The organism is Ruegeria sp. P8 (assembly GCF_056534665.1).
Genome location: NZ_JBQERC010000002.1, coordinates 448371 through 469882, shown reverse-complemented (window position 1 = coordinate 469882; position 21512 = coordinate 448371). Strand labels below are relative to the sequence as shown.

The 21512-nt window shown below is 59.0% G+C and carries 21 protein-coding genes; 12 read left to right on the top strand and 9 right to left on the bottom strand.

Features of this window, described 5'->3' with window-relative positions:
* Positions 1–33 precede the first annotated feature (33 nt).
* The 3 genes from prfA (at position 34) to ACR0BZ_RS05685 (ending at position 2764) form a co-directional block, all read left to right on the top strand.
* A complete protein-coding gene (gene prfA, locus ACR0BZ_RS05695) occupies positions 34–1089 on the top strand; it encodes a peptide chain release factor 1 (protein ID WP_267364571.1) in 1056 nt (351 codons plus the stop codon).
* Positions 1086–1931, top strand: a complete 846-nt coding sequence (prmC, locus tag ACR0BZ_RS05690) for a peptide chain release factor N(5)-glutamine methyltransferase (protein ID WP_480485398.1) — start codon at positions 1086–1088, stop codon at positions 1929–1931. The genes prfA and prmC overlap by 4 nt, the downstream gene beginning before the upstream one ends.
* A gap of 239 nt (positions 1932–2170) precedes the next feature.
* Positions 2171–2764, top strand: coding sequence for a DUF4167 domain-containing protein (locus ACR0BZ_RS05685; RefSeq protein ID WP_267364566.1), 594 nt, complete (start codon positions 2171–2173; stop codon positions 2762–2764).
* 55 nt (positions 2765–2819) lie between these two features.
* Here the strand turns inward: ACR0BZ_RS05685 and rsmA are convergent, their stop codons facing one another.
* From rsmA to lptG, 5 genes are all read right to left on the bottom strand, one after another.
* Positions 2820–3662, bottom strand: coding sequence for a 16S rRNA (adenine(1518)-N(6)/adenine(1519)-N(6))-dimethyltransferase RsmA (rsmA, locus tag ACR0BZ_RS05680; RefSeq protein WP_480485400.1), 843 nt, complete (start codon positions 3660–3662; stop codon positions 2820–2822).
* A gap of 85 nt (positions 3663–3747) precedes the next feature.
* Entirely contained in the window at positions 3748–4713 is a 966-nt protein-coding gene (gene pdxA, locus ACR0BZ_RS05675) for a 4-hydroxythreonine-4-phosphate dehydrogenase PdxA (protein WP_480830681.1), read from the bottom strand.
* Entirely contained in the window at positions 4710–5963 is a 1254-nt protein-coding gene (locus tag ACR0BZ_RS05670; protein WP_480919677.1) for a peptidylprolyl isomerase, read from the bottom strand. Before ACR0BZ_RS05670 ends, pdxA begins: the two co-directional genes overlap by 4 nt.
* Positions 5954–8116, bottom strand: coding sequence for an LPS-assembly protein LptD (locus ACR0BZ_RS05665; protein ID WP_480919676.1), 2163 nt, complete (start codon positions 8114–8116; stop codon positions 5954–5956). Before ACR0BZ_RS05665 ends, ACR0BZ_RS05670 begins: the two co-directional genes overlap by 10 nt.
* On the bottom strand, positions 8116–9216 hold the full coding sequence (lptG, locus tag ACR0BZ_RS05660) for an LPS export ABC transporter permease LptG (RefSeq protein WP_480830685.1): 1101 nt from the start codon (positions 9214–9216) through the stop codon (positions 8116–8118). Before lptG ends, ACR0BZ_RS05665 begins: the two co-directional genes overlap by 1 nt.
* A gap of 229 nt (positions 9217–9445) precedes the next feature.
* Between lptG and ACR0BZ_RS05655 the strand changes: the two genes are divergently transcribed.
* From ACR0BZ_RS05655 to ACR0BZ_RS05645, 3 genes are read left to right on the top strand one after another with little or no spacing between them, the layout of a single operon-like run.
* Complete coding sequence (locus ACR0BZ_RS05655; protein ID WP_480919675.1) at positions 9446–10912, top strand: leucyl aminopeptidase; 1467 nt, start codon at positions 9446–9448, stop codon at positions 10910–10912.
* A gap of 4 nt (positions 10913–10916) precedes the next feature.
* Positions 10917–11375, top strand: a complete 459-nt coding sequence (locus ACR0BZ_RS05650) for a DNA polymerase III subunit chi (RefSeq protein WP_480480592.1) — start codon at positions 10917–10919, stop codon at positions 11373–11375.
* 29 nt (positions 11376–11404) lie between these two features.
* The gene (locus tag ACR0BZ_RS05645; RefSeq protein WP_480919674.1) at positions 11405–12451 is read left to right on the top strand and encodes an aldo/keto reductase; all 1047 of its coding nucleotides are present in this window, start codon (positions 11405–11407) and stop codon (positions 12449–12451) included.
* 67 nt (positions 12452–12518) lie between these two features.
* Here ACR0BZ_RS05645 and ACR0BZ_RS05640 read toward each other — a convergent pair whose 3' ends face one another.
* Complete coding sequence (locus ACR0BZ_RS05640; RefSeq protein WP_480558036.1) at positions 12519–13505, bottom strand: GlxA family transcriptional regulator; 987 nt, start codon at positions 13503–13505, stop codon at positions 12519–12521.
* A 133-nt stretch (positions 13506–13638) separates the two neighbouring features.
* Between ACR0BZ_RS05640 and bcoG the strand changes: the two genes are divergently transcribed.
* From bcoG to ACR0BZ_RS05625, 3 genes are all read left to right on the top strand, one after another.
* Entirely contained in the window at positions 13639–14553 is a 915-nt protein-coding gene (gene bcoG / locus ACR0BZ_RS05635) for a 3-dehydrocarnitine:acetyl-CoA trimethylamine transferase BcoG (RefSeq protein WP_480919673.1), read from the top strand.
* Positions 14554–14639: 86 nt separating this feature from the next.
* Positions 14640–16106, top strand: a complete 1467-nt coding sequence (locus ACR0BZ_RS05630) for a carnitine 3-dehydrogenase (protein ID WP_480919754.1) — start codon at positions 14640–14642, stop codon at positions 16104–16106.
* Positions 16103–16861 (top strand): SDR family oxidoreductase, encoded by a 759-nt coding sequence (locus tag ACR0BZ_RS05625; RefSeq protein ID WP_480919672.1) that lies wholly within the window; start codon positions 16103–16105, stop codon positions 16859–16861. Before ACR0BZ_RS05630 ends, ACR0BZ_RS05625 begins: the two co-directional genes overlap by 4 nt.
* 1 nt (position 16862) lies before the next feature.
* Here ACR0BZ_RS05625 and ACR0BZ_RS05620 read toward each other — a convergent pair whose 3' ends face one another.
* Entirely contained in the window at positions 16863–17045 is a 183-nt protein-coding gene (locus ACR0BZ_RS05620) for a hypothetical protein (protein WP_267366128.1), read from the bottom strand.
* A 79-nt stretch (positions 17046–17124) separates the two neighbouring features.
* On the bottom strand, positions 17125–17994 hold the full coding sequence (locus ACR0BZ_RS05615) for a helix-turn-helix domain-containing protein (RefSeq protein ID WP_267366129.1): 870 nt from the start codon (positions 17992–17994) through the stop codon (positions 17125–17127).
* A gap of 105 nt (positions 17995–18099) precedes the next feature.
* On the opposite strand from ACR0BZ_RS05615, the gene ACR0BZ_RS05610 reads away from it, so the two are divergent.
* The 3 genes from ACR0BZ_RS05610 to ACR0BZ_RS05600 are packed head-to-tail and all read left to right on the top strand — an operon-like array spanning position 18100 to position 20122.
* Positions 18100–18303 carry a DUF2061 domain-containing protein gene (locus ACR0BZ_RS05610; RefSeq protein ID WP_267366130.1) on the top strand — a complete coding sequence of 68 codons (204 nt, stop codon included), beginning with the start codon at positions 18100–18102 and terminating at the stop codon, positions 18301–18303.
* A complete protein-coding gene (locus ACR0BZ_RS05605) occupies positions 18296–19198 on the top strand; it encodes a fatty acid desaturase (protein ID WP_480919671.1) in 903 nt (300 codons plus the stop codon). Before ACR0BZ_RS05610 ends, ACR0BZ_RS05605 begins: the two co-directional genes overlap by 8 nt.
* Before the next feature lie 21 nt (positions 19199–19219).
* Positions 19220–20122: an EamA family transporter gene (locus ACR0BZ_RS05600; RefSeq protein WP_480919670.1), complete on the top strand. Its 903-nt coding sequence runs from the start codon at positions 19220–19222 to the stop codon at positions 20120–20122.
* Here ACR0BZ_RS05600 and ACR0BZ_RS05595 read toward each other — a convergent pair.
* Positions 20119–21465 carry a DEAD/DEAH box helicase gene (locus ACR0BZ_RS05595; RefSeq protein WP_267366133.1) on the bottom strand — a complete coding sequence of 449 codons (1347 nt, stop codon included), beginning with the start codon at positions 21463–21465 and terminating at the stop codon, positions 20119–20121. The two genes, ACR0BZ_RS05600 and ACR0BZ_RS05595, sit on opposite strands and share 4 nt — an antisense overlap.
* Positions 21466–21512: the final 47 nt, after the last annotated feature.

Here is a 21512-nt window from a genome sequence, read left to right as displayed (position 1 = left end):
GACCAAAGCCCCCGGATGAGAGACACCGCCGGGATGATCCCCGAAGAACGTCTTGAACAGATCACCCAGCGTTTTCAGTACCTCGAAGCTGCCATGGCAGATGGCGCATCGGGTGGTGATATTGCGGCGCTGGCCAAAGAATATTCCGACCTCAAGCCTGTGGTCGATCAGATCATGGCCTGGCGACAGCTGGTGGGGGATCTGGCCGAAGCGCAGGCGATGCTGACTGACCCGGACATGAAAGAGCTTGCCGAGGAGGAAATCCCCGAGTTGCAGGCCCGCATCCCCAAGGCGGAAAACGCGCTCCAACTGGCACTGTTGCCAAAGGATGCGGCAGATGCCCGTCCGGCGATGCTGGAAATTCGCCCTGGCACCGGCGGGGACGAGGCCGCTTTGTTCGCAAGTGACCTGTTGCGCATGTATCAGCGTTACGCCGAGGCGCGTGGCTGGAAATTCGAGATTATCGAAGAACAGGCCTCGGATCTGGGCGGCATCAAGGAAGTAGTAGCCCATATCAAAGGCGACAACGTCTTTGCGCGACTGAAGTACGAATCCGGCGTCCATCGGGTGCAACGCGTGCCCGAAACCGAAAGCGGCGGGCGCATTCACACCTCGGCGGCGACTGTGGCGGTTCTGCCCGAGGCCGAGGATGTAGACATCCAGATCGACGCCAATGATATCCGAATCGATACGATGCGAAGCTCGGGCGCGGGCGGACAGCACGTGAACACGACCGACTCGGCAGTGCGGATCACGCATCTTCCGACGGGATTGGTGGTGACAAGTTCCGAGAAGTCCCAGCATCGCAACCGCGAGATCGCCATGCAGGTTCTGAAGACGCGCTTGTACGATCTGGAACGGCAGCGGATTGACAGTGAACGCTCGGCAGATCGTGCCAGTCAGGTGGGCACGGGGGATCGCTCGGAACGCATTCGTACTTATAACTTCCCGCAGGGGCGCATGACCGACCACCGGATCAACCTGACGCTATATAAGCTGGATCAGGTGATGCAGGGTGATCTGGACGAGGTGATTGATGCGCTGACGGCGGATGATCAGGCCCGGCTGCTGGCTGAGATGGCACAATGACAGGTCTGCAAACAGCGGCACAGGCCATGGTGGCAGCGACAGCGCGTCTGCGTGCGGCCGGTGTGGACGATCCGGCACGCGACGCGCGTCTGTTGCTGGCCCACGCTGCACGGATTGAAGCCAGTCGCGTGACACTGATTGCCCCGGAAGAATTACAGCCCGAAATCGCCGAGCGTTATGACCAGTTGATCTCCTTGCGGGCCATCCGGGTTCCGGTGTCGCATCTGTTGGGTGAGCGGGAGTTTTACGGCCGCAGGTTCCGCGTCAGCCGGGATGTCCTTGATCCGCGCCCAGAAACTGAAACCCTGATCGAAGCGGCGTTGAGCGAACCATTTGATCATGTCCTCGACCTAGGGCTGGGCTCGGGGTGTATCCTGATAACCCTTCTGGCCGAACGCAGCAGTGCCACGGGCGTGGGTGTTGATCTGAGCGAAGCCGCCTGCCTGCAAGCCAGTGCCAATGCGGTTCAGCATCAGGTAGAGACGCGGATTGAGATCCTTCGATCAAACTGGTTCGAAAACATTGAAGACAAATTCGACCTGATTGTTTCCAACCCTCCGTATATCTCAGTGTGTGAGATGGAAGAACTGTCGCCCGAAGTGCGTGAGCACGAGCCGCGCATGGCCCTGACGGATGAGGGGGACGGGTTGGGCGCGTATCGTCGGATCGCGGCGGCGACCCCGGATTTTCTGTTGGCGGGCGGGCGAATTCTTGTCGAAATCGGTCCGACGCAGGCGGCAAAAGTGTCAGCCTTGTTCGATGCCGCTGGGTTGGTGGACGTCCGGGTAATCCCCGATCTGGACGGTCGCGATCGTGTCGTCGGCGCAAGAATGCCGGGATGAGCGGCGGGTTTGCGGCAAAAAACGCCGACCTGAACAAAAAAGCTGGTGAAAACCCGAGATTCCTCTTGTCTGCGCCGTCAGGACATGTTTACTCAGGATTAGTCGGCGAGGTTGACGCTGTTGCAGCGCACCCCTGACGCCAAGCCCAAAAAGTCGACTTCCCGTCACGGCAAACGCCTTAGAGCAGTGCAAAACACGGGTTGAACGACATCGCATAGATAAGGCTGACGTAAAGTAAGATGAGATCTTCCAAACCCCGTTCGCGGGCCAAGAATAACCGCAATCGTCCTTCTGGCGGCAACGTCGTAAACCGGGTTTTTGACAGCTCGGGTCCCGAAGGCAAGGTCCGTGGCACGCCGCAGCAGATTATTGATAAATACAACCAGTTGGCACGTGACGCTCAGCTGTCGAATGACCGCGTGGCGGCAGAAAACTTCCAGCAACACGCGGAACACTACCTGCGGATGCTGAGCGAAGCGCAGCGCGAGATTGACGCGCGCCGTGAAGAGCAGGAGCGCCAGAACCGCGAACGCCAGGCCGAGCGCGACCGTGAACGTGCCGAACGTCAGGAACGCGAAGCGACCCGCCAGGCTGATCCGGCCGAAGCACCGCAGCCTGATGTAATGGACCTGTCTCAGCAAGTTTCAGAGCCCGATAGCGGTCTGGTGGAGACCCCGGAAAACAAAGAAACCCCGGCGGCTGAAACACCGGAAGAGGCTCCGCGCAAGGAAAAACCCGCGCGTAAGCCACGCGCCCGGAAGCCCAAAGCTGCGCCCGAGGCAAAAGAGGATGCTCCTGCCGACACGGGGGACGCACCGGAGGCGGCAGAATAAAGCCGATGTCAAAAGAACCAAGCCCCGAGGTTTAACTCGGGGCTTTTTCGTTTGATCAGGTTTTCTTAACTTCGCGCGCCAAAGCGCAGAACGCTTCCAGCGGGACTTGCTCGGCACGGTCCGTGGGCTTGATACCTGCGGCCAGAAGGCGGTCTTCGATATCCGGGGCAATGCCTTTGAGTGAGGCGCGCAGCATCTTGCGGCGTTGGTTGAAGGCGGCAGCCACGACGCGCGACAGGGTGGCGGCATCGGCGGGATAGCGTGGCTCGGGCAAGGCGGTCAGGTGGACCACGGCGCTTGAAACCTTGGGCGGCGGAGTGAAGGCCCCGGGGGGAAGCAACATGGCGATACGTGCCTCTGCCCGCCATTGGGCAAGGATGGCAAGGCGTCCATACGCTTTGCTGCCGGGTTGGGCAACAATACGCTCGGCCACTTCGCGTTGGAACATCAGCGTCAGGCTCTGCCAGAATGGGGGCCATTCGGGCGGTGTCAGCCAACGCACCAGCAGCTCGGTGCCGACATTGTAGGGCAGGTTGGCGGCGACGCGGATTGGCGGTGTCAGATATTCAAGCGGGTTGATCTCCAGTGCGTCGCCGTTGATCACCTCAAGCCGACCCGGATACGCGGCGGCGATGTCGTTCAGGGCGGCAATGCACCGTGTATCTTTTTCGACGGCCACGACCTTGCGCGCGCCTTCGGACAGCAGGCCTCGTGTCAACCCACCGGGACCGGGGCCGATTTCAAGCACATCGCATTCTGACAAATCGCCGGCTTGTCGGGCGATCTTGGCAGTCAGGTTCAGATCCAACAGGAAATTCTGCCCCAGCGATTTGCGCGCCGAAAGCTGGTGGGTTGCGATGACCTCGCGCAGAGGGGGAAGCGTGTCTATAGCGCTCATGATCGGAATACCTTGGCGCCTGTGAAAGGGGCTGTGCCCGAGATTTTTGTGCCTCCGGCGGGGATATTTTCAGCCAGGTGAAGGATCAAGAGCTTTTTACCATGCGTTGGGCAAGTTTCAGGGCTTCGATAAGGCTGGAGGGGTTGGCGATGCCTTTCCCCGCGATGTCCAGTGCTGTTCCGTGGTCGGGTGAGGTACGGATGAACGGCAGGCCAAGGGTGACATTCACGCCCCGGTCGAAATCCAGCGTCTTGATCGGGATCAGGGCCTGATCGTGATACATGGCGATGGCGGCGTCATAGCGGGCGCGGGCGGCTGCGTGAAACAGCGTATCCGCAGGGTGGGGGCCTGTAATCGTCGCGTCCTCGGGGTTCAGATCAGCCAGCATCGGAGCAATCCAGTCGAGCTCCTCTGTGCCCATCTTGCCGCCTTCACCTGCATGCGGGTTCAGGCCTGCAACTGCGATGCGGGGATGCGCGATACCGAACTGATCACGCAAACCGCGCACGGTGATTTCAATCGTTTCGCGCAGAAGATCAGGGGTAAGTGCTGCGGGAACCTGTGACAATGGAATGTGAATTGTCGCGGGAACGACGCGCAACTGCTCGCTGGCCAGCATCATGACTACCCGGCGGGTTCCGGAAAGGGCTGCCAGAAACTCGGTATGGCCAGGGAAGGTGAACCCTGCGCCGTCAATCAGAGCTTTCTTGTTGATCGGTGCGGTGCAAAGTGCTGCGGCCTCACCGGTCTGTACCAGTTCGGTACCAGTTTCGATGGCATCAACCACCGATGGCGCGTTGGCCGGATTCGGCTGGCCGAATACGTTCGCGGCGGGAAAATCCATCTGAAGAACGGGCAGGGCCCGGCCACAGGCTTCAGCAACCTGACTTGGGTGTTCGATTTTAGCAACGGGTGTGCCTGCTGGAAGGTGGCTGGCGTCCCCGATATAGAAGAACGGGCAGGCATCGCGCAGTTCAGCCCACGCCTTGGCCGCGATTTCCGGACCGATACCGGCCGGTTCGCCGCAGCTGAGCGCGACGGGCCGCATCATTCCTGAGTAATGACAGCGTCAGCCCGCAGCTGCTCCACCAGACTGGCCGCAAAGGCCTGAAGACGTTGCTGCGCCAGCGCGTTGGCGACATCGCCCCGAGAGGTGTCTTCGCCCAGATCCCGCGTGCGGTTGCACAGCATCAGAAACACAAGCGTTTGACCATTGTTGCGGGTCAGAGTCGCCGACGCTTCGTTCCGGTCCAGCTTGGCCAGTTCCACGGCAATATCACCGGGCACCTCGTAAGGTGCGGCTTCGACCCGGTCCAGAACTTCGGCGGGCTGATCCTTGGCAATGCCATAGAGATCATCACAAGTGTCGATTTCTTCTTTCAACTTCGCGGCCCGCGAAAGGGTTTCGGCGCTGCGCCCGCCCGGCAGGTAATAGGCGGCATAATCCAACTTTGAAATACGCGGAGCGCCGGTTGCGACTTCGCGCAAGCCCCGCATCTGAAACAGGGCAACCGCGTTCGGAAGGGTGATCGGGTCGGTGATTTCACCGGTCTGAAGCCCCAGGATGACAGGTTGAAGCGCCGGGGGCAGGTTCGAGATGTTCAGCCACTCCAGACGTCCGCCCTGACCCCGTGTTGCGGCTGCGGAATACTGGGCCGCGGCAGCAGAAAACGCGTCCTGCCCTTCAAGGCGCGAGATTTCTTCGGCCAAAAGCTCGGTCTGGGCAACCGTTTGCGGGTTTACCGGGATAATGATTTCGGACAGCAGGACCTGCAATCCGCCACCGCCCGTCTGGCCCAGCGCGCGATCAATCTCATCCTCGGTCGGGCGCGCCTGCGACAGATAGCGCGAGCTGATGTAGTCGCGCCATGCCAGTTGATCCGCGACATAATCCCGGACCGTTTCAGGGTCGACGCCCGCGTCGCCGAGAAGTTTCAGGAATTGTTCGGATGACAATTGTCCGCGCGAGGCGAATTCGTCGATGCCCAGCTGAACGGCCTCGGGCGTCGCTTGTACGCCGGCGCTGCGCATGACCTGCCTGCGCAGTTTTTCATCAATCAGGGCATCCCTGACGTCAGCTTCGTTACCACCGGGCAAACCCAGAACATTCAGGAATTGCAGGCGCTGTTCAAGCTCGTACCAGGTGACAATATCCTGATTGACGCGGATCGCGGGTGAGAACAGGCTTTGCGCGCTTCCCTGAAGAGGCGCGATTGCAAAAACTGCGGCAACCAGTGCCGGTGTGACCGGTTTAAGCCAACCGGAACGGAGAAACCTGGAGAAACCTGATATCAACTGCATGTTCTCTTGTATGTCTTGCCACCGCCTTCAAGGGCGTACCCTGTCAAAGAAAGGGTAAAGCCGAATTCTGTCGAAGGCTCAATAGTGGATGTTGAAGTAAAGCGCCGACTTACGGACATGTTAACCCGAACGCATTCGTTCTGATAGGTCACACCCAGACCCAGCCGGATCGGCTCCGACTCAGCCAGATCGTAGCGCGCCAGGGCATTGGTCAGCCAGTTCTGATCGACCTGGTAGCGTCCGAGAAGCAGAATTTCCGAGATTTCTTCGGTGATGTTTTCCGCCGGGTCCGGTTCCTGCCAGATATAGCTACCAGACAGGCCGGCATTTTCGGATGCCCATGCGCCGCGCAGTTCGGCTTTGACAAAGCTGAAATCCCCGTCGATCAGACCGCGTCCGGCAAGTGACCAGCCATTGGCCGTGCTGATCTGCCCGGCCACCAGCAAATCCGACGATGTGCCCTGCAATCCCGATGTCAGCGTGAAGTTTGGATCGGCGTCGGCCCGAAACACTTGGCCCACAGTCGCTTGGGCCTGCCAGCCACCCGCGCCATACCGGGCCCAGTTCAGGCCAACCACACCAGTGGCACTGTTCTCGCGCTGATCTTCAGCAGGGAACCGCGAGAGGGACAGAAGGTTACCCTGATCGAATTCCTGAAAAGTGCTTTCATCATTCGGAACATCGGTGTCCGATACATGTGTCCATCCGAACTGCGCAATCGGTTCGAGGAACTGAACAGCCCCCGATTCCTCGCGCCGGGTCATTGGATAACGGAGAGTCAAAGCCGCGCGCGGCGTAGATCGGGTCACGTTGTCGGGGTAGTTGCTGTCGTGACGAATGTTGAAAGTGTCAACCGACGCCCCAAACGTGGTATCGACCCGCAACCCCGATGAGAAAGTCCAGCTGCGTAGCCATTCGGCATCGAAGGTGGCCCGTGCCATGTCGCGACCAACAACATCTGTATCGCTGGTGCGTTCGTGCGCATGACCGATGAATGCCAGCCGAACCTCGCCCCCTAGCGTGCTGGGAAAATAGCGTTTTTCATAGTTGAGGTCGAAGACGCGGGACGGGATTTCGTCCTGATTTTCGCTGTCCCGAAGTGTTTTGTAGTAGATCAGGCCGGTTTTGAACGCACTATCGCGCTTGATCCGCTCCAGTGCGATTTCGCTGCGCAAGCGGTCCAGATCCGGCAAGCCGTAATCGGCCAGATAGGCATCGTCGGATGTAGTTTCCAGATTGAAGGTCAGACGGAAATCGTTCTTCAGATTGAACCAGCCGGTGGCAAACAGGTAGCCGCGATCCTGATCGGGTTGCACATCATCCCGTGTATAAGCGCCTTCCACCTGAATGCGTCCGTTCACAAAGGCCTGACGATAGCGGTATCCCAGGGTTGTCGTCTTGGCTGAGACGTAAGGCGTAAGTGTCAGGTCCTTGTGATCGCCAAGTTTGAAGAAATACGGAACCTGAACGCCAGTGCCCAATTGCGAGGTGCTGCGGATCGAAGGAACCAGAAAGCCGGTTGCCCTCTCTAGCGTTGGGTCGGGCAAGCGCAGATAGGGAAAGTAGAATACCGGATAATCCAGGACCCGAAGCTGCGCGCCTTCGAAATATAGTTGCCGTTCCAGTTGATCATGCGTGACTTTGCGCGCCCTGATCTGCCACAGAGGCGGCCTGCCGTCGGTGCAGACATGACAGGATGTGGCTGAAACCTTGCTGAATTGCGTATAACGTCCTGCGGCCCGTTTCGCCTGAACCGAGGCGATCTGTACCTGCTGTTCAAACACCATGCGTGCACCGATCAGCAGTCCGTTCTGAATTCCGCTGTCCAGTTGCCCTGAATCCGCCAACAGGGTGGTTTGACCACCCTGATCGATACGAATGGGGCCTTCCAGTGTCAGCTCGCCAGTCTCGCGGTCATATGTGATACGATGGGCGGACAATTTGGTGTCGCCCTGAAAGGCTTCGACATTGCCTTCAGCCACAAGTTTGCGCTCAGGCGTGATGAATACCTTGTCGGCCACCAGCAAGGCAGGCTCTTGTTGCGCTTGTGTACCCTGTGGTTGTGGCTGGCCTTGGGATGTCTGTGCTGCAGTTCCCGCCGGGACGGACAAAGCCAGTGCACTGGTAAGCAACACAGGAACGATATGCCGCATCAGCCGTCCTCCGCATGCAGTAGCAGACCAAGAGACAGCAGAATTGCGGCAAAGGGCGGTGCCCAGGCAGCGATATAGATGGGCAATTGTCCGTTTTCCCCGAGGATTTGCGCGAAATTGCGCACGAAATAGATGGCAAATCCAAGCAGGACGGCTGTCAGGACGGCGATCCCTGTGCCGCCGAACCGAACGTGGCGCATGGTGAACGCGGCCCCGATCAGAACCATCGAGATCAGAAAGAAAGGCCGGGCCAGCTGTACCTGCAGCCAAACCTCATATTGTTTGGTCGAAAATCCCGCCTCGCGCAGGTCGCTGATCAACTGGGGCAGGTCATAAACAGAAACCGAATCCTGTTGCCCAAACGTATCCATGATCCGCTGTCGGGTCAGCGAGGTCGGCAGCTCCAGACGCTCGTGCACAACTGAATTGGATTCAGGGTTTTGCCCATCCTGCAAGGCCCAGATTTTTGCCTGATACAGAACCCAGTTCCCGTCTTCCAACTCTGCCCGATCCGCAACAATTTGCTGGGTTGGTTTGCCATCCCGCCCAAAGGTGATGACGGTAACACCGTCCAGCCGCAGCTTGTCTTGGTTCGATGTGGCCCGGGCGTGGATAACGGCCTGCCCATTCTCGGCGGATTGGCGCAGCCACAGGCCCTCGCTGCTGATCGAAAGGGCCGAACTGCCGTTGTTTCGGTATGAATCCGACAAGCGGCGGAACTCTTCGGATGTGGCCGCTGCGATGGGATTCAAAAGTGCAACGGCCAGAGCGCCGATGATCAGCGACAACAGGACAGGGGCGACCAAAGCGCGGATGCCCGAGCGGCCAGTTGCACGGGTCACCACAAGTTCGGACGTACGTGCCAGCCCAACGAACAGCGCGATGGTGGACAGGATGACCAGCAAAGGCAGCATTTCGCTGATGGCGGCTGGTGTATTCAGCAGTGTGAGGTGCAGCAACTGGGCAAAAGACAGGTCGAAATCGTCAAAGCGGCGAATCTGTTCGATCAGATCGATGAGAATCATCAAGGTCAGGAAAATACCTCCGATGACCATGAAACTTTGCAGGAACCGGCGAGCGAAATAACGGTCCAGGATCATAGGCACAACCCCGCTGCGCCTGTAGTGCGGGGCGTCGGGCTGATATCGCGCCTGCGCAATGCTGTGCGCGACGGCGTATGCCTGCCCTCTCGTACCACGTCTTTCTCCCCCGAGCCTGCCGGTCATTTTTTCGGGACCTTAATGCAATTGAAAGGCGGGGAAAACTGCTATCTGGTCAATGCGTGCCCCGCGGGCTAGGTCTTGGGGAACAGAATTCGAGGAGTGTACAATGAGCAGTCTGATACCGATCCGTTTTCAGGAATTTGACCTGGAGGCTATGGCGCAGGCCAAAGGGCGCATCGCCATCATCATTCCGGATGACGGTAAGATGAGCCCGGCAGCCCGCCGGGCAAACCGTCTGACGAAGGGCGGGTTGGCGCGGCTTGTTGAAAGCGAGAGTTTCGGAAAGTCCAAGACAGGTGATGTCATCTCGATGGCATGGCCCACAGGGATGGCGGCTGAGGCGCTGGATGTTCTGGTTCTGCCACGTCGCCCCGAGGCCGCCGAAGCCCGTAAGGCAGGTGCGGCGCTGGCTAAGCTGGCAGGCGGCAAGGACATGCTGGTGATGGTGGGAAATCAGGCGCGGGCCGAGGATCTGGCACTGGGGATTGTTCTGCGCAGCTATGAATTCGACGCGCATAAAACCAAGGAAAGCCAGAAGGCTGGCACAGTGACAATCAGCCACGCAAAGCCTGTAGAGATCGAGGCAGATTTTGCACCTCTCTATGCAATTGCTGATGGCGTTCGGATGACGCGCGATCTGACCAATGAACCGGCAAATGTTTTGACCACTACCGAATTCGCGGACCGTCTGGTTGAGATGCAGGAGCTGGGTCTTGAGGTCGAAGTGCTGGACGAAGACAAGCTGGCCGAGTTGGGGATGCGCACATTGCTAAGCGTCGGGCAGGGCTCGGACAGCCCTTCGAAAGTCGTGGTGATGCAGTGGAATGGCGGGGCCAAGGACGACGCGCCTCTGGCTTTGGTCGGAAAAGGCGTGGTGTTCGACACAGGTGGTATCTCGCTCAAACCCGCTGTCGGCATGGAAGAGATGACCATGGACATGGGCGGCGCCGGCGTTGTTGCGGGCACCATGCGCGCGCTGGCCAAGCGCAAGGCAAAAGCCAATGTCGTGGGGCTGGTTGGTCTGGTCGAGAATATGCCATCAGGTAACGCCACCCGTCCGGGTGATGTGGTCAGGTCGATGAAGGGCGACACGGTCGAGATCATCAACACCGACGCCGAGGGCCGCTTGGTTCTGTGTGACGTGATGTGGTACGCGCAGGAACGATTCAAGCCGGTCGGTATGATTGACCTGGCAACTTTGACCGGTGCGATCATCATCGGGTTGGGCCATGAAAACGCTGGTGTCTTTTCGAACAATGACACGTTCTGTGATGCCTTCCTGAAATCTGCCAAGGCCGAGGATGAAGGCGCTTGGCGGATGCCATTGGGCAACGCCTATGACAAGTTGCTGAAATCGCGCATTGCCGACATGAAGAACGTGGGCGGTCGCCCCGCCGGTTCAGTCACCGCCGCGCAGTTCCTCCAGCGGTTCGTAAAAGAGGAAACGCCGTGGATTCATCTGGACATTGCAGGCGTCGCCTCGGTGGCTGAAGAGACCTCTTATGCGCCCAAAGGCGCCACCGGCTGGGGCGTGCGCGCGCTGAGCCGGTTTGTGCAGGACAATTTCGAGTAAGCATATGGGCGCTGTCTATTTCTACCACCTGACCCGCCAGCCGCTGGAGCATACCTTGCCCGCGCTGCTGGACAAGGCGCGGCAAGCCGGGTGGCGGATAGCCGTGCGGGGTACTGACCCTGCGCGGATGGACTGGCTGGATGAAAAACTGTGGCTGGGCCCCGAGGACGGGTTCCTGCCGCATGGTCGCGCAGGCGGTCCGCATGACGCGGACCAGCCGATCCTGCTGACCACCAGCGCCGTGGCGGGAAATGGTGCGACCTGTATCATGGCTGTGGATGGCGCGCCGGTTGAAGCGGAAGAAGTCGCCGCGCTGGAACGAGTTTGTATCCTGTTCGATGGCAATGACGACATGGCGGTACAACACGCGCGCGGGCAGTGGAAAGCGCTGACGGATGCCGGATGCTCCGCACAATACTGGTCGGAGGAGTCCGGGCGGTGGGAAAAAAAGGCTGAAGCCTGACCGGCCCGCAATTTTCAGGAGATACGACAATGCAGAAAAAGCCTTTGGGCCGTACCGGAATTATGGTGAGCGATCTGTGCCTTGGTACGATGACATTTGGCTCTCAAACGTCTGAAACGGATGCGCACCGGCAGATGGATATGGCGTTGGACGCGGGGATCAACTTTGTCGACGCGGCGGAAATGTATCCGGTGAACCCTGTCGCGAAAGAAACGATCGGGCGCACCGAAGAGATTTTGGGAAACTGGAATGCCGCCAATCCTACCCGCCGGGGCGATTATGTTCTGGGAACCAAGCATTCCGGCGCGGGGCTGTCCTTTGTCCGCGATGGTGCGCCGATCACTGCCCGCACAATACCCGAAGCAGTTGAGGGGTCTTTGCGACGTTTGCAGACCGGGTACATTGACCTCTATCAGTTTCACTGGCCCAATCGGGGCAGCTATATGTTTCGGCAGAACTGGGATTATGCGCCGTCTGGCGAAAACACAGATGAAGTGCTGAGCAACATGCAAGAATGCCTTGAGGCATTGCAGGCTCAGGTAGACAAGGGCAATATCCGTGCCTTTGGCCTGTCGAATGAAAGCGCTTGGGGAACCGCGCAATGGCTGCGGCTGGCCGACCAGATGGGGGCGCCGCGCGTGGCATCGGTGCAGAACGAGTATTCATTGCTGTGCCGCCATTTTGACACCGACCTGGGTGAGTTGAGTGTGCATGAAGATGTTGGGCTGATGGCGTTTTCCCCGTTGGCGGCAGGCTTTCTGACCGGAAAGTACCAAAATGACTGCGTTCCCGACGGATCGCGTATGTCCTTTGTGCCTGAGATGGGAGGCCGGAAATCCGGTCGTGTTTTCGAGGCGGTTGCAGCTTATCTGGAAATCGCCGCACGGCATGGTCTGGATCCGGTGCATATGGCGTTGGCGTGGTGCCGGACGCGCCCGTTCATGATGTCGGCAATCTTCGGGGCCACGACCGTTGCACAGCTGGATCATATTCTGGCGGGCGTGGATCTTGAATTATCCAAGCATGTGTTGGCCGAGATCAGTAGGGCACATCGGGCGCACCCGATGCCGTTTTAGGGGCTCTGCCCCCGTCGCCTTTGGCGACGCCCCCGGGATATTTTTGGCCAGATGAAGAAGGATCCGGTCAGTGATGGGTGGGATGCGCGCGTTCGTGTCTCAGGTCGCGGGCCGATTGACCGTGGGCGGTGCGGAAAGCGCGGGCAAAGCTGGATTGCGAGGCAAAGCCGGTGGCGAGCGCCACATCCATCAGTGGCATGTCGGTGTCGGTGACCAGACGGCGGGCCTCGGCCAGGCGCAGCTGCAGATAGTGGTCCTGCGGCGTCGTGTTCAGGCGCAGTCGGAACTGTTGTTGCAGCGTCCGTGGGCTGGTGCCCAGGCGGTCTGCGATGTAGGCCAGCGGCAGAGGATCATCCAGTGACGCCTGCATCATCGAGTTGGCCTTGGCGGTCAGCGCCGTGTGGCGATGTGGCGCGCCTGTGCGGCTTTGCGGTTTTCCAGGGTCGGGAGCACCATCGTAAAGGAACAGGCCCGCAACGCGCGCGGCGAAACTTGCGCCATGACGGGCGGCGATGATGTGCAGCATCATCTCGACAGCCGGAATTGCGCCACCCGAAGTCAGTCGATTGCCCGAAACGGTGAAGCGGTCGGTGCGCACATCAACTTCGGGAAACCGCGTGGCAAAATTTTCTAGGTCTTCCCAGTGGGTTGTTGCCAGATGGCCATCCAGTAGCCCGGCCTCGGCCAGGAGCCACGGGCCGCCATCAATGCCTGCCATCGTTGCGCCTGTGCCTGCGATGCGCCGCAGACCAGCCAGCAGGCTTGGGGTGGCGTGGCGGGCCAGTTGGAACCCGGCGACCACGATCATCAGGTCGCAGGATTGCAACCGGGCCAGTGGAATACCGGGCACTTGCAACGCACTGGTCAGCACCGCGGGCTCTGGCGTTGCGGTCACATAGTCCCAATCAAAGGCCGGGCGGTCCGCCAGACGGTTCGCGGCCCGCATCGGGTCCACCGCAGAGGCAAAGCTGAGCGTGTTGCATTCGTCCAGTACAAGCACCGCAGTTTTTAGGGCGCGGTGTTCCGGTTGCAGTATGTTTTTTGCGGATTTCATCAAGTTTGATTCGCATATTGCCAAGTGGGTTTCCCAAAGCTGCGCCAGAGTCGGGTCAGAACGCAAATCGGAATCCGGGGAAAAGCCTGGGGAAAACCCAAGGCAGAACCGGGTATAACTTGGGGAAAACACCATGCCTCTGGAAATGAACCGCGAAGTCTTCATTACCTGTGCCGTAACCGGCTCGGGCGGAACGCAGGACCGCAGCCCGCATGTGCCGCGGTCACCGCGGCAGATCGCCGACAGCGCGATTGCCGCCGCCAAGGCCGGGGCGGCAGTGGTTCACTGCCACGTGCGCGACCCCGAGACCGGTGCGCCAAGCCGCCGGCTGGATCTGTATCGCGAGGTAACGGACCGCATCCGCGACGCTGATGTGGACGTCGTATTGAATCTGACGGCCGGGATGGGCGGCGATATCGTGTTCGGCGGTGTTGAAAACCCGTTTCCAGTGGCCGCGGGCACGGACATGGTCGGCGCGTCGGAACGCGTGGCGCATATTGCAGAATGTTTGCCCGAAATATGCACTCTGGACTGCGGCACAATGAACTTTGCCGAGGCAGATTATGTTATGACGAATACGCCCGGGGCATTGCGCGCCATGGGCAAGATGATGACCGACCTGGGTGTCAAACCCGAGATCGAAGCCTTTGACACTGGCCACCTGTGGTTTGCAAAGCAACTGGTGAAGGAAGGGATTCTGGCACCCAACGCTCTGGTCCAACTGTGCATGGGGGTACCGTGGGGCGCGCCGGATGATCTGAATACCTTTATGGCGATGGTGAACAACGTGCCGGATGACTGGACCTTCAGCGCGTTTTCGCTGGGACGGAACGAGATGCCGTTTGTCGCGGCTTCGGTTCTGGCGGGCGGCAATGTGCGCGTTGGGCTTGAGGACAACCTGTGGCTGGATAAGGGCGTAATGGCCGAGAACTGGCAACTGGTGGAACGTGCAGGATCCATCATCGAGAATATGGGCGCGCGCGTGATCGGCCCTGACGAAGTACGTGCGAAGCTGGGGCTGACCAAGCAGGCACCTGTTGCAAAATAATGGACACGCGGGTTTTTTGGGGGCCAGCCCCCAAGCCCCCGGAGTATTTCTAAAAAGATGAAACACGCGCAGCCAGTAGGTGGGAAATCATGAAAACGGCAGCAATTATTGGGGGCGGAGTTATCGGCGGTGGATGGGCCGCGCGGTTCCTGCTCAATGGCTGGGATGTGCGGGTGTTTGATCCCGACCCCGAGGCGGAACGCAAGATTGGCGAGGTGCTGGACAACGCAAGACGGTCCTTGCCGGGGCTGAGTGACGTTCCGTTGCCAGCCGAGGGCTCGCTGAGCTTTCACAGCGACATGGCCGAAGCGGTTAAGGGTGCGCGTTGGATACAGGAGAGTGTGCCAGAACGACTGGATTTGAAACTGAAGGTTTACAAAGGCTTGCAGGAGGCTTGCGATCCGGGCGCGATCATCGGATCCTCGACCAGCGGGTTCAAGCCGTCCGAACTTCAGGACGGGGCGCTGCGCCCCGAGCAGATCGTGGTGACGCACCCCTTCAACCCGGTTTACCTGCTGCCTTTGATCGAGCTTGTACCAACGGATAAGAACCCGCCCGAGATGATCAAACAGGCGCAGGACCTGTTGAAATCGCTCGGGTTTTTCCCGCTGCACGTCAAGAAAGAGATCGATGCGCATATTGCCGACCGGTTCCTGGAAGCTGTCTGGCGCGAGGCGCTGTGGCTGGTCAAGGATGGCATTGCGACGACCGAAGAGATTGACGAGGCCATCCGTATGGGGTTCGGCATCCGCTGGGCGCAGATGGGTCTGTTCGAAACCTACCGCGTGGCCGGGGGCGAGGCGGGGATGCGCCATTTCATGGCGCAGTTCGGGCCTGCTTTGAAATGGCCGTGGACCAAGTTGATGGATGTTCCTGAGTTCACTGACGAACTGGTCGATTTGATCGCCAATCAATCTGACGCACAATCCGGGATGCATTCGATCCGAGAATTGGAACGCATTCGCGATAACAACCTTGTTGGTATGATGCGGGCCCTCAAGGCGCAGAATTACGGCGCGGGGGCGGTGCTGAACCAACATGACGCACGGTTGAAACCCGTTGCGTTGCCGACGCTGGATCAAGCGGATCTGAGCCAGCCCATCCTGACCCTGTCGCGGGCCGTTCCGCTGGACTGGACGGATTACAACGGCCACATGAACGAAGCGAAATATCTGGAGGCCTTTGCCGCCGCCACCGATCGGTTCATGGAAATCATCGGATGCGATGCGGATTACATCGCCTCGGGCGGCAGCTATTTCACAGCGGAGAACCACATTCGCTATGTGGATGAAGCTCATGCCGGTGCAAAAATCGCCGTGCGCACGCAGATGCTGTTGGGGCAGGGCAAGAAGCTGCATGTGTTCCACAGCATGTATGAGGGCGACAAGCTGCTGGCCACGGGTGAAAGTTTTCTGCTGCATGTCAGCCTGGAAACCCGCCGCCCGAGCGCGCCATCCGCTGAAATCGAAGCGGCTATGGCGCGGGTTGCAGAGGCTCAGGCCGGATTGCCTTATCCCGAGGGCGCAGGCGCAGCGATCAGGAAGCCTTCATGACGCGCCGGGTTCTGGTGACGGCTGGCGCGTCAGGCGTCGGCCTGGCCATGGCCGAGGCGTTTGACGCGGTTGGCTATGACGTCCGGGTTACTGATATCGATCAGGCGGCGTTGGATACTTTGCCCGAACGTTGGACCAGGCACCGAGCCGATGTTGCGGACGAAGCAGACATGCGCACGGTATTTGACGCCGTCCGTTCGACGGGCGGGTTGGATGTGCTCTGCGCCAATGCCGGTATTGCCGGCCCGACAAATGCCATTGAGGATATTGATCTGGACGCGTGGCGTGCTTGTGTCGCGGTCAATCTGGACGGTGCTTTTCTGGCGGCAAAATATGCAGCGCCGCTGATGAAAACGGCACGGGCGGGCAGTATCATTCTGACCTCGTCGACAGCCGGGCAACATGGCTACCCGTTCCGGGCGCCCTATGCGTCGGCAAAATGGGCGGTCATCGGGTTGATGAAAACACTGGCGATGGAGCTGGGGCCCTATGGCATCCGTGCCAATGCCATTTGTCCGGGCGCAGTTGAAGGCCCTCGGATGGAGGGCGTCCTGACCCGCGAGGCCGCAGCCAAGGGCATGACCCGTGATGAGGTCTATCGGGGCTATGCCTCGGGCACCTCAATGGGGCGCTTCGTCGAAGCGCAGGATGTCGCCAATATGGCAGTCTTCCTTGCCTCAGATGCGGCACGTCTGGTTTCAGGACAGGTGATTGCGGTCGATGGCCACACGGTCAACCCGGACCCGAAATTGTAACTCAGCCCTGGTTTGGACCACGGATCTGGCGGATGGTCTGACGGACTGCCTGCCAGTCCTGGGCTTCTTGCCGGTTTCCGGCAGCTTCGCAGTCGCGCATTTTTTGCGCGGCTTCGGCCTCGGCTTGGTCTCCATGGGCGGCAAAAAGTGCACGTGCGTATTGAGCGGTTTGAATTGCGTCCATTCCTGTGCTCCTCCGTCTGTGTTCGGAATGCCTTATGGTTCGCGCCACAGTAGAATAGCACAGGTTGGATGGCGCTGCATCACCAGTCGCGGGAAACCGCCGTTCTGAGGCGACGCAGATGGTTTGGAAAGTCCCGGGCGGCCACGTCGGCCTCGCGTACCAGTGTGTCGAAATGGCGTGAGAATGTCTCGATCCGATCCCGGTCGCGGAAGGCCATATAGTGACTTCCTGCGTAAAATACACAAAGCAGCGGGCCGAAAATCGTCACGGGTGCGGAATAAAGCCGTTTTGCGTCAAACAGATAGATACGCATCCGCGGATAGAGCTGTTCGCACAGCGCCAACAGGTGATCGATCTGTTCCAGCCGAACCTCGGGGCTGAGACCCTGATAATACCCAGTGGCGCTTGCAAAGCTTTCGATTTCGAATAGCGGCATGGCGATCTCATAGTCTGACTGGGCGCTGCGCATCCATGCCAGACGATCCGCCGACGCGCCGATGGCTTGGTCAGCGGTCCGGCCCAGATGCGGGGCGTATTCCCATTCCAGTATCGAACGCGTCTTGAGCATGTCGGGCAGGGTGGCCGGGACATAGCGGATTTTGTACCCGGCGGCCTCCTGATGCCACTCGAAGATACGTTCATCGACAAGGGCGCGTGGGGCCTCGGTAAAGGTCAGCGAGCTAGCCAGAAGCTCAGCCGCGCTTTCCGGCCTGTCAGATAGGCTTAGCAACCAGTCGGCCGAAACGCCAAGCGCCGCTGCACATCCGCCAACAACATGTGCGTTGGGCAACCGCGCGCCATGATCTGTCAGCAATTGGGAAACGGTCGAGCGGTCAACGCCAATATTGCGCGCAAGGGCACTTTGGCTGACATGACGCTCTTCCATCGCGCGGGCGAGGCGGAGACGAAATTGCGCGGCTCGGTCGCGCTTGTCGATATTTTCCTGCATGTCGTGTTTTTTATCACATTTGATGAATTTTGTTAATCATATTCAGAATTTCCAATACCGGGGTCCGGATGTAACGCTTTGAGTAAGAAAAAAACGGGGTTCGGAATGGAAACGCGGCGAAGATCAGTCGTGAAAGCAATCGTTTGGAATGCGATGGGGTTGGCGATCATGACAATGGTGGGCCTGTTGGCAACAGGCTCTGCCGCTGTAGGAGGGGCGCTGGCGCTGGTGAACACGGCCATCGGCCTGACGATGTACGTGATTTACGAAAGAATTTGGGCGAACATTTCGTGGGGCCGAAATGGCTGATCCCACTACACCCAAATCGCCCGAATGGGGCACGTTTTTCCTGATCGTCTTGTGTTATGCCGCGTGGCTTGCCGGTCTGTACTGGCTGGCAAACACATCCTTGTGGTTGGCTATCCCTGCTCTGGGTGTTGTTGCGGCTTTGCATTCGTCACTGACGCATGAGGCCCTGCACGGGCACCCATTTCGTGCAAAATGGCTGAACGAGGCGTTGATGGCACTGCCGTTGACATTGGCAATTCCGTATAACCGCTTTCGGGACCTGCATCTGGCGCATCATCAGGATGCCACCCTGACGGACCCTTATGACGACCCGGAATCGAATTATCTGGATCCGCATATCTGGTCGGGATTGCCGCGGCTGGCGCAGATGATCCTGAGCCTGAACAACACGCTGTTGGGGCGGATGGTACTGGGGCCCGTCCTTGGTCAGGGTCTGTTTATGTTTGACGAATGGCGTGGGTTGATACGCGGGGACAGGGCGATCCTGCTGGCATGGGCTGTGCACCTTCCCGGCGCGGCGGTGGTTCTGTGGGTAGCTGCGCAATCGGCCATGCCGGTTTGGGCCTATCTGGTCGCGGCCTATATGGGGCTGTCGCTTTTGAAGATCCGCACGTTTCTGGAGCATCGTGCACATGAAAAATCCCGCGCCCGCACGGTGATTGTCGAAGATCGCGGACCTTTGGCATTTTTGTTTTTAAACAATAACCTACACGTCGTTCATCACATGAATCCGGCGGCTCCGTGGTATCGCTTGCCTGCATTGTACCGCGACGGAAAGGACAGGTACTTGGCTTGCAACGAAGCCTATGTTTACCGGTCCTATGCACAGATATTCCGGCAGTATTTCGTTCGCGCAAAAGACCCTGTGCCACATCCTCTCTGGCCAAAGCCTTGAATTGACGACACAACGGGTGGCATGAGTCTCTGGATCCCTGTCACCATCGCCGCCGCCAGTTTTCAGACTGTGCGTTTCATGCTGCAAAAATCTCTGGCTAGCGTGAAACTATCTGCTGCAGGTGCAACTTTTGCGCGGTTTGCCTATTCCATGCCGTTGGCGGTTATCGGGCTATATGTTGCGTTGCAGATAACCGGGGCGAGCATGCCTCGGCTTGGCAGTTTGTTCTGGCTTTACGCGGTCATCGGAGGGACAGCGCAAATCCTTGCAACGATCTGCGTGGTGGCGTTGTTCAAACAACGTAATTTTGCCGTTGGAATTACCTTCAAGAAAACCGAGGTGATCCAGACCGCGATCGTTGGTTTTTTGGTCTTGGGGGACAGTGTGTCGCCGGGCGCATTGTTCGCGATCCTGTTGGGGTTGATGGCTGTTCTTTTGTTGTCAAAAACACCTGGAGGGGACGGACCCTGGTGGCGCCATCTGACCAATCGGGCTTCGCAATTGGGGCTTGGATCAGGTGTTTTGTTTGCGTTTTCTGCTGTCAGCTATCGTGGGGCTTCACTGCAACTGGGCGATATCGATGCGTGGTTCCGAGCGCTGGTAACATTGGCCGCAGTGGTGACATTCCAGTTCGCCAGCATGGGGATATGGCTGCTGTGGCGCGACCGTGCCGAACTGCGCGCAGTCTGGCAAACGAGAAAGACCGGGGTATTTGTCGGCCTGACCAGCCTCGGCGGCTCGTTTTGCTGGTTCTGGGCCTTCACCTTGCAGAATGCGGCTTATGTAAAAGCGCTGGGGCAGGTAGAGCTGATCTTTAGCCTGATGGCGTCGATCCTGTTCTTCCGCGAGACGATCACCCGGCGCGAAATCGCCGGGATGATGTTGCTTGGGTTTTCGATTTTAGCGCTTGTTCTGGCAATCTAGCTGGCGCGACGTTCGTCAAAGCTGAGCGCGATGAAGCTGGGCAGGTGATCTCCCATGCCCACGACGGCCGGGCCGGTGTCTTCCTTGCGTCCACGACTGCGCCCCTTAGGCTCGCGAACCTTTTTGCCCTCTTTCGGGCTCTCGGGGGCTTTGGCCTTTTTCTCAGGCTTTGGCTGTTCGGGTCTGGGGTCGTCCTGAACCGGGTTGTCTATGCGCGGGATGTCTTTTTGGATCAGCTTTTCGATCGCAACCAGTGCTTTTTCGTCGCGTCCCGAACAGATTGTGATGGCTTTACCTTCACGGCCGGCGCGGCCGGTGCGGCCAATGCGGTGCACATAATCCTCGGGATGGCCGGGGACGTCGAAATTGAACACATGGCTGACGGCTGGCACATCCAGGCCACGCGCAGCCACGTCCGAGGCGACCAGCAGGCGCAATGATCCCTCACGGAAACCGTCCAGTGTTTTCATCCGCTGCGACTGGTCCAGATCGCCATGGATGGCGGCCGCGTTGTAGCCGTGTTTTTTCAGGGATTTTGTGCAGATATCCACGTCAGTCTTGCGGTTGCAGAAGATGATCGCATTTGTGCATTTGTCGCCTTCAGCATCGATCAGCGCACGCAGAACCTTGCGTTTGTTGCTGGCTTCGCGGTCCCGACGGCCGCCTTTGAACATGACCACGCCCTGTTCGATGGTCTCGGATGCGGTCGCCTGACGGGCAACTTCGACCCGGGCAGGGGCCGACAGGAACGTGTCGGTTATCCGCTCGATCTCGGATGCCATGGTGGCTGAGAAGAACAGGGTCTGACGGGTGAAAGGTGTTAGTGAGAAGATGCGTTCGATATCGGGGATGAACCCCATGTCGAGCATACGGTCCGCTTCATCCACCACCATGATCTGCACGCCGGTCAGCAACAGCTTGCCGCGCTCGAAATGATCCAGCAGACGGCCCGGCGTGGCGATCAGAACGTCGACGCCACGGTCAATCAGGGCTTCTTGCTCTTTGAAGCTGACACCACCGATCAACAGCGCTTTGGTCAGTTTCAGGTGTTTGGTATAGGTGTCGAAATTCTCGGCCACCTGAGCGGCCAGTTCCCGCGTCGGGCACAAAACCAACGAACGTGGCATACGGGCACGCGCCCGGCCACGGGCCAGCAGTGTGATCATTGGCAGCGTAAAGCTGGCGGTTTTACCCGTGCCTGTCTGAGCTATGCCCAAAACATCGCGCCCTTCCAATGCGGGCGGAATCGCACCTGCCTGGATCGGAGTTGGGGTTTCGTATCCGGCTTCCTCAATGGCTTTGAGGACCTTCGGGTTCAGGTTCAGTTCGTTAAACTTTGTCATGTAAGTCCGGTTGAATGCGGACACTTGACCTGGCCCGCGCGTATAAG

Excerpts from the sequence above, each read along its gene's own strand:
- ACR0BZ_RS05595 (WP_267366133.1), bottom strand. The coding sequence starts at position 21,465 with ATGACAAAGTTTAACGAACTGAACCTGAACCCGAAGGTCCTCAAAGCC.
- ACR0BZ_RS05615 (WP_267366129.1), bottom strand. The coding sequence starts at position 17,994 with ATGCAGGAAAATATCGACAAGCGCGACCGAGCCGCGCAATTTCGTCTC.
- ACR0BZ_RS05620 (WP_267366128.1), bottom strand. The coding sequence starts at position 17,045 with ATGGACGCAATTCAAACCGCTCAATACGCACGTGCACTTTTTGCCGCC.
- ACR0BZ_RS05670 (WP_480919677.1), bottom strand. The coding sequence starts at position 5,963 with ATGCAGTTGATATCAGGTTTCTCCAGGTTTCTCCGTTCCGGTTGGCTT.
- ACR0BZ_RS05665 (WP_480919676.1), bottom strand. The coding sequence starts at position 8,116 with ATGCGGCATATCGTTCCTGTGTTGCTTACCAGTGCACTGGCTTTGTCC.
- ACR0BZ_RS05655 (WP_480919675.1), top strand. The coding sequence starts at position 9,446 with ATGAGCAGTCTGATACCGATCCGTTTTCAGGAATTTGACCTGGAGGCT.
- ACR0BZ_RS05605 (WP_480919671.1), top strand. The coding sequence starts at position 18,296 with ATGGCTGATCCCACTACACCCAAATCGCCCGAATGGGGCACGTTTTTC.
- prmC (WP_480485398.1), top strand. The coding sequence starts at position 1,086 with ATGACAGGTCTGCAAACAGCGGCACAGGCCATGGTGGCAGCGACAGCG.
- ACR0BZ_RS05625 (WP_480919672.1), top strand. The coding sequence starts at position 16,103 with ATGACGCGCCGGGTTCTGGTGACGGCTGGCGCGTCAGGCGTCGGCCTG.
- bcoG (WP_480919673.1), top strand. The coding sequence starts at position 13,639 with ATGCCTCTGGAAATGAACCGCGAAGTCTTCATTACCTGTGCCGTAACC.
- ACR0BZ_RS05645 (WP_480919674.1), top strand. The coding sequence starts at position 11,405 with ATGCAGAAAAAGCCTTTGGGCCGTACCGGAATTATGGTGAGCGATCTG.
- pdxA (WP_480830681.1), bottom strand. The coding sequence starts at position 4,713 with ATGATGCGGCCCGTCGCGCTCAGCTGCGGCGAACCGGCCGGTATCGGT.
- ACR0BZ_RS05650 (WP_480480592.1), top strand. The coding sequence starts at position 10,917 with ATGGGCGCTGTCTATTTCTACCACCTGACCCGCCAGCCGCTGGAGCAT.
- rsmA (WP_480485400.1), bottom strand. The coding sequence starts at position 3,662 with ATGAGCGCTATAGACACGCTTCCCCCTCTGCGCGAGGTCATCGCAACC.
- ACR0BZ_RS05600 (WP_480919670.1), top strand. The coding sequence starts at position 19,220 with ATGAGTCTCTGGATCCCTGTCACCATCGCCGCCGCCAGTTTTCAGACT.
- ACR0BZ_RS05640 (WP_480558036.1), bottom strand. The coding sequence starts at position 13,505 with ATGAAATCCGCAAAAAACATACTGCAACCGGAACACCGCGCCCTAAAA.
- ACR0BZ_RS05610 (WP_267366130.1), top strand. The coding sequence starts at position 18,100 with ATGGAAACGCGGCGAAGATCAGTCGTGAAAGCAATCGTTTGGAATGCG.
- lptG (WP_480830685.1), bottom strand. The coding sequence starts at position 9,216 with ATGATCCTGGACCGTTATTTCGCTCGCCGGTTCCTGCAAAGTTTCATG.
- ACR0BZ_RS05685 (WP_267364566.1), top strand. The coding sequence starts at position 2,171 with ATGAGATCTTCCAAACCCCGTTCGCGGGCCAAGAATAACCGCAATCGT.
- prfA (WP_267364571.1), top strand. The coding sequence starts at position 34 with ATGATCCCCGAAGAACGTCTTGAACAGATCACCCAGCGTTTTCAGTAC.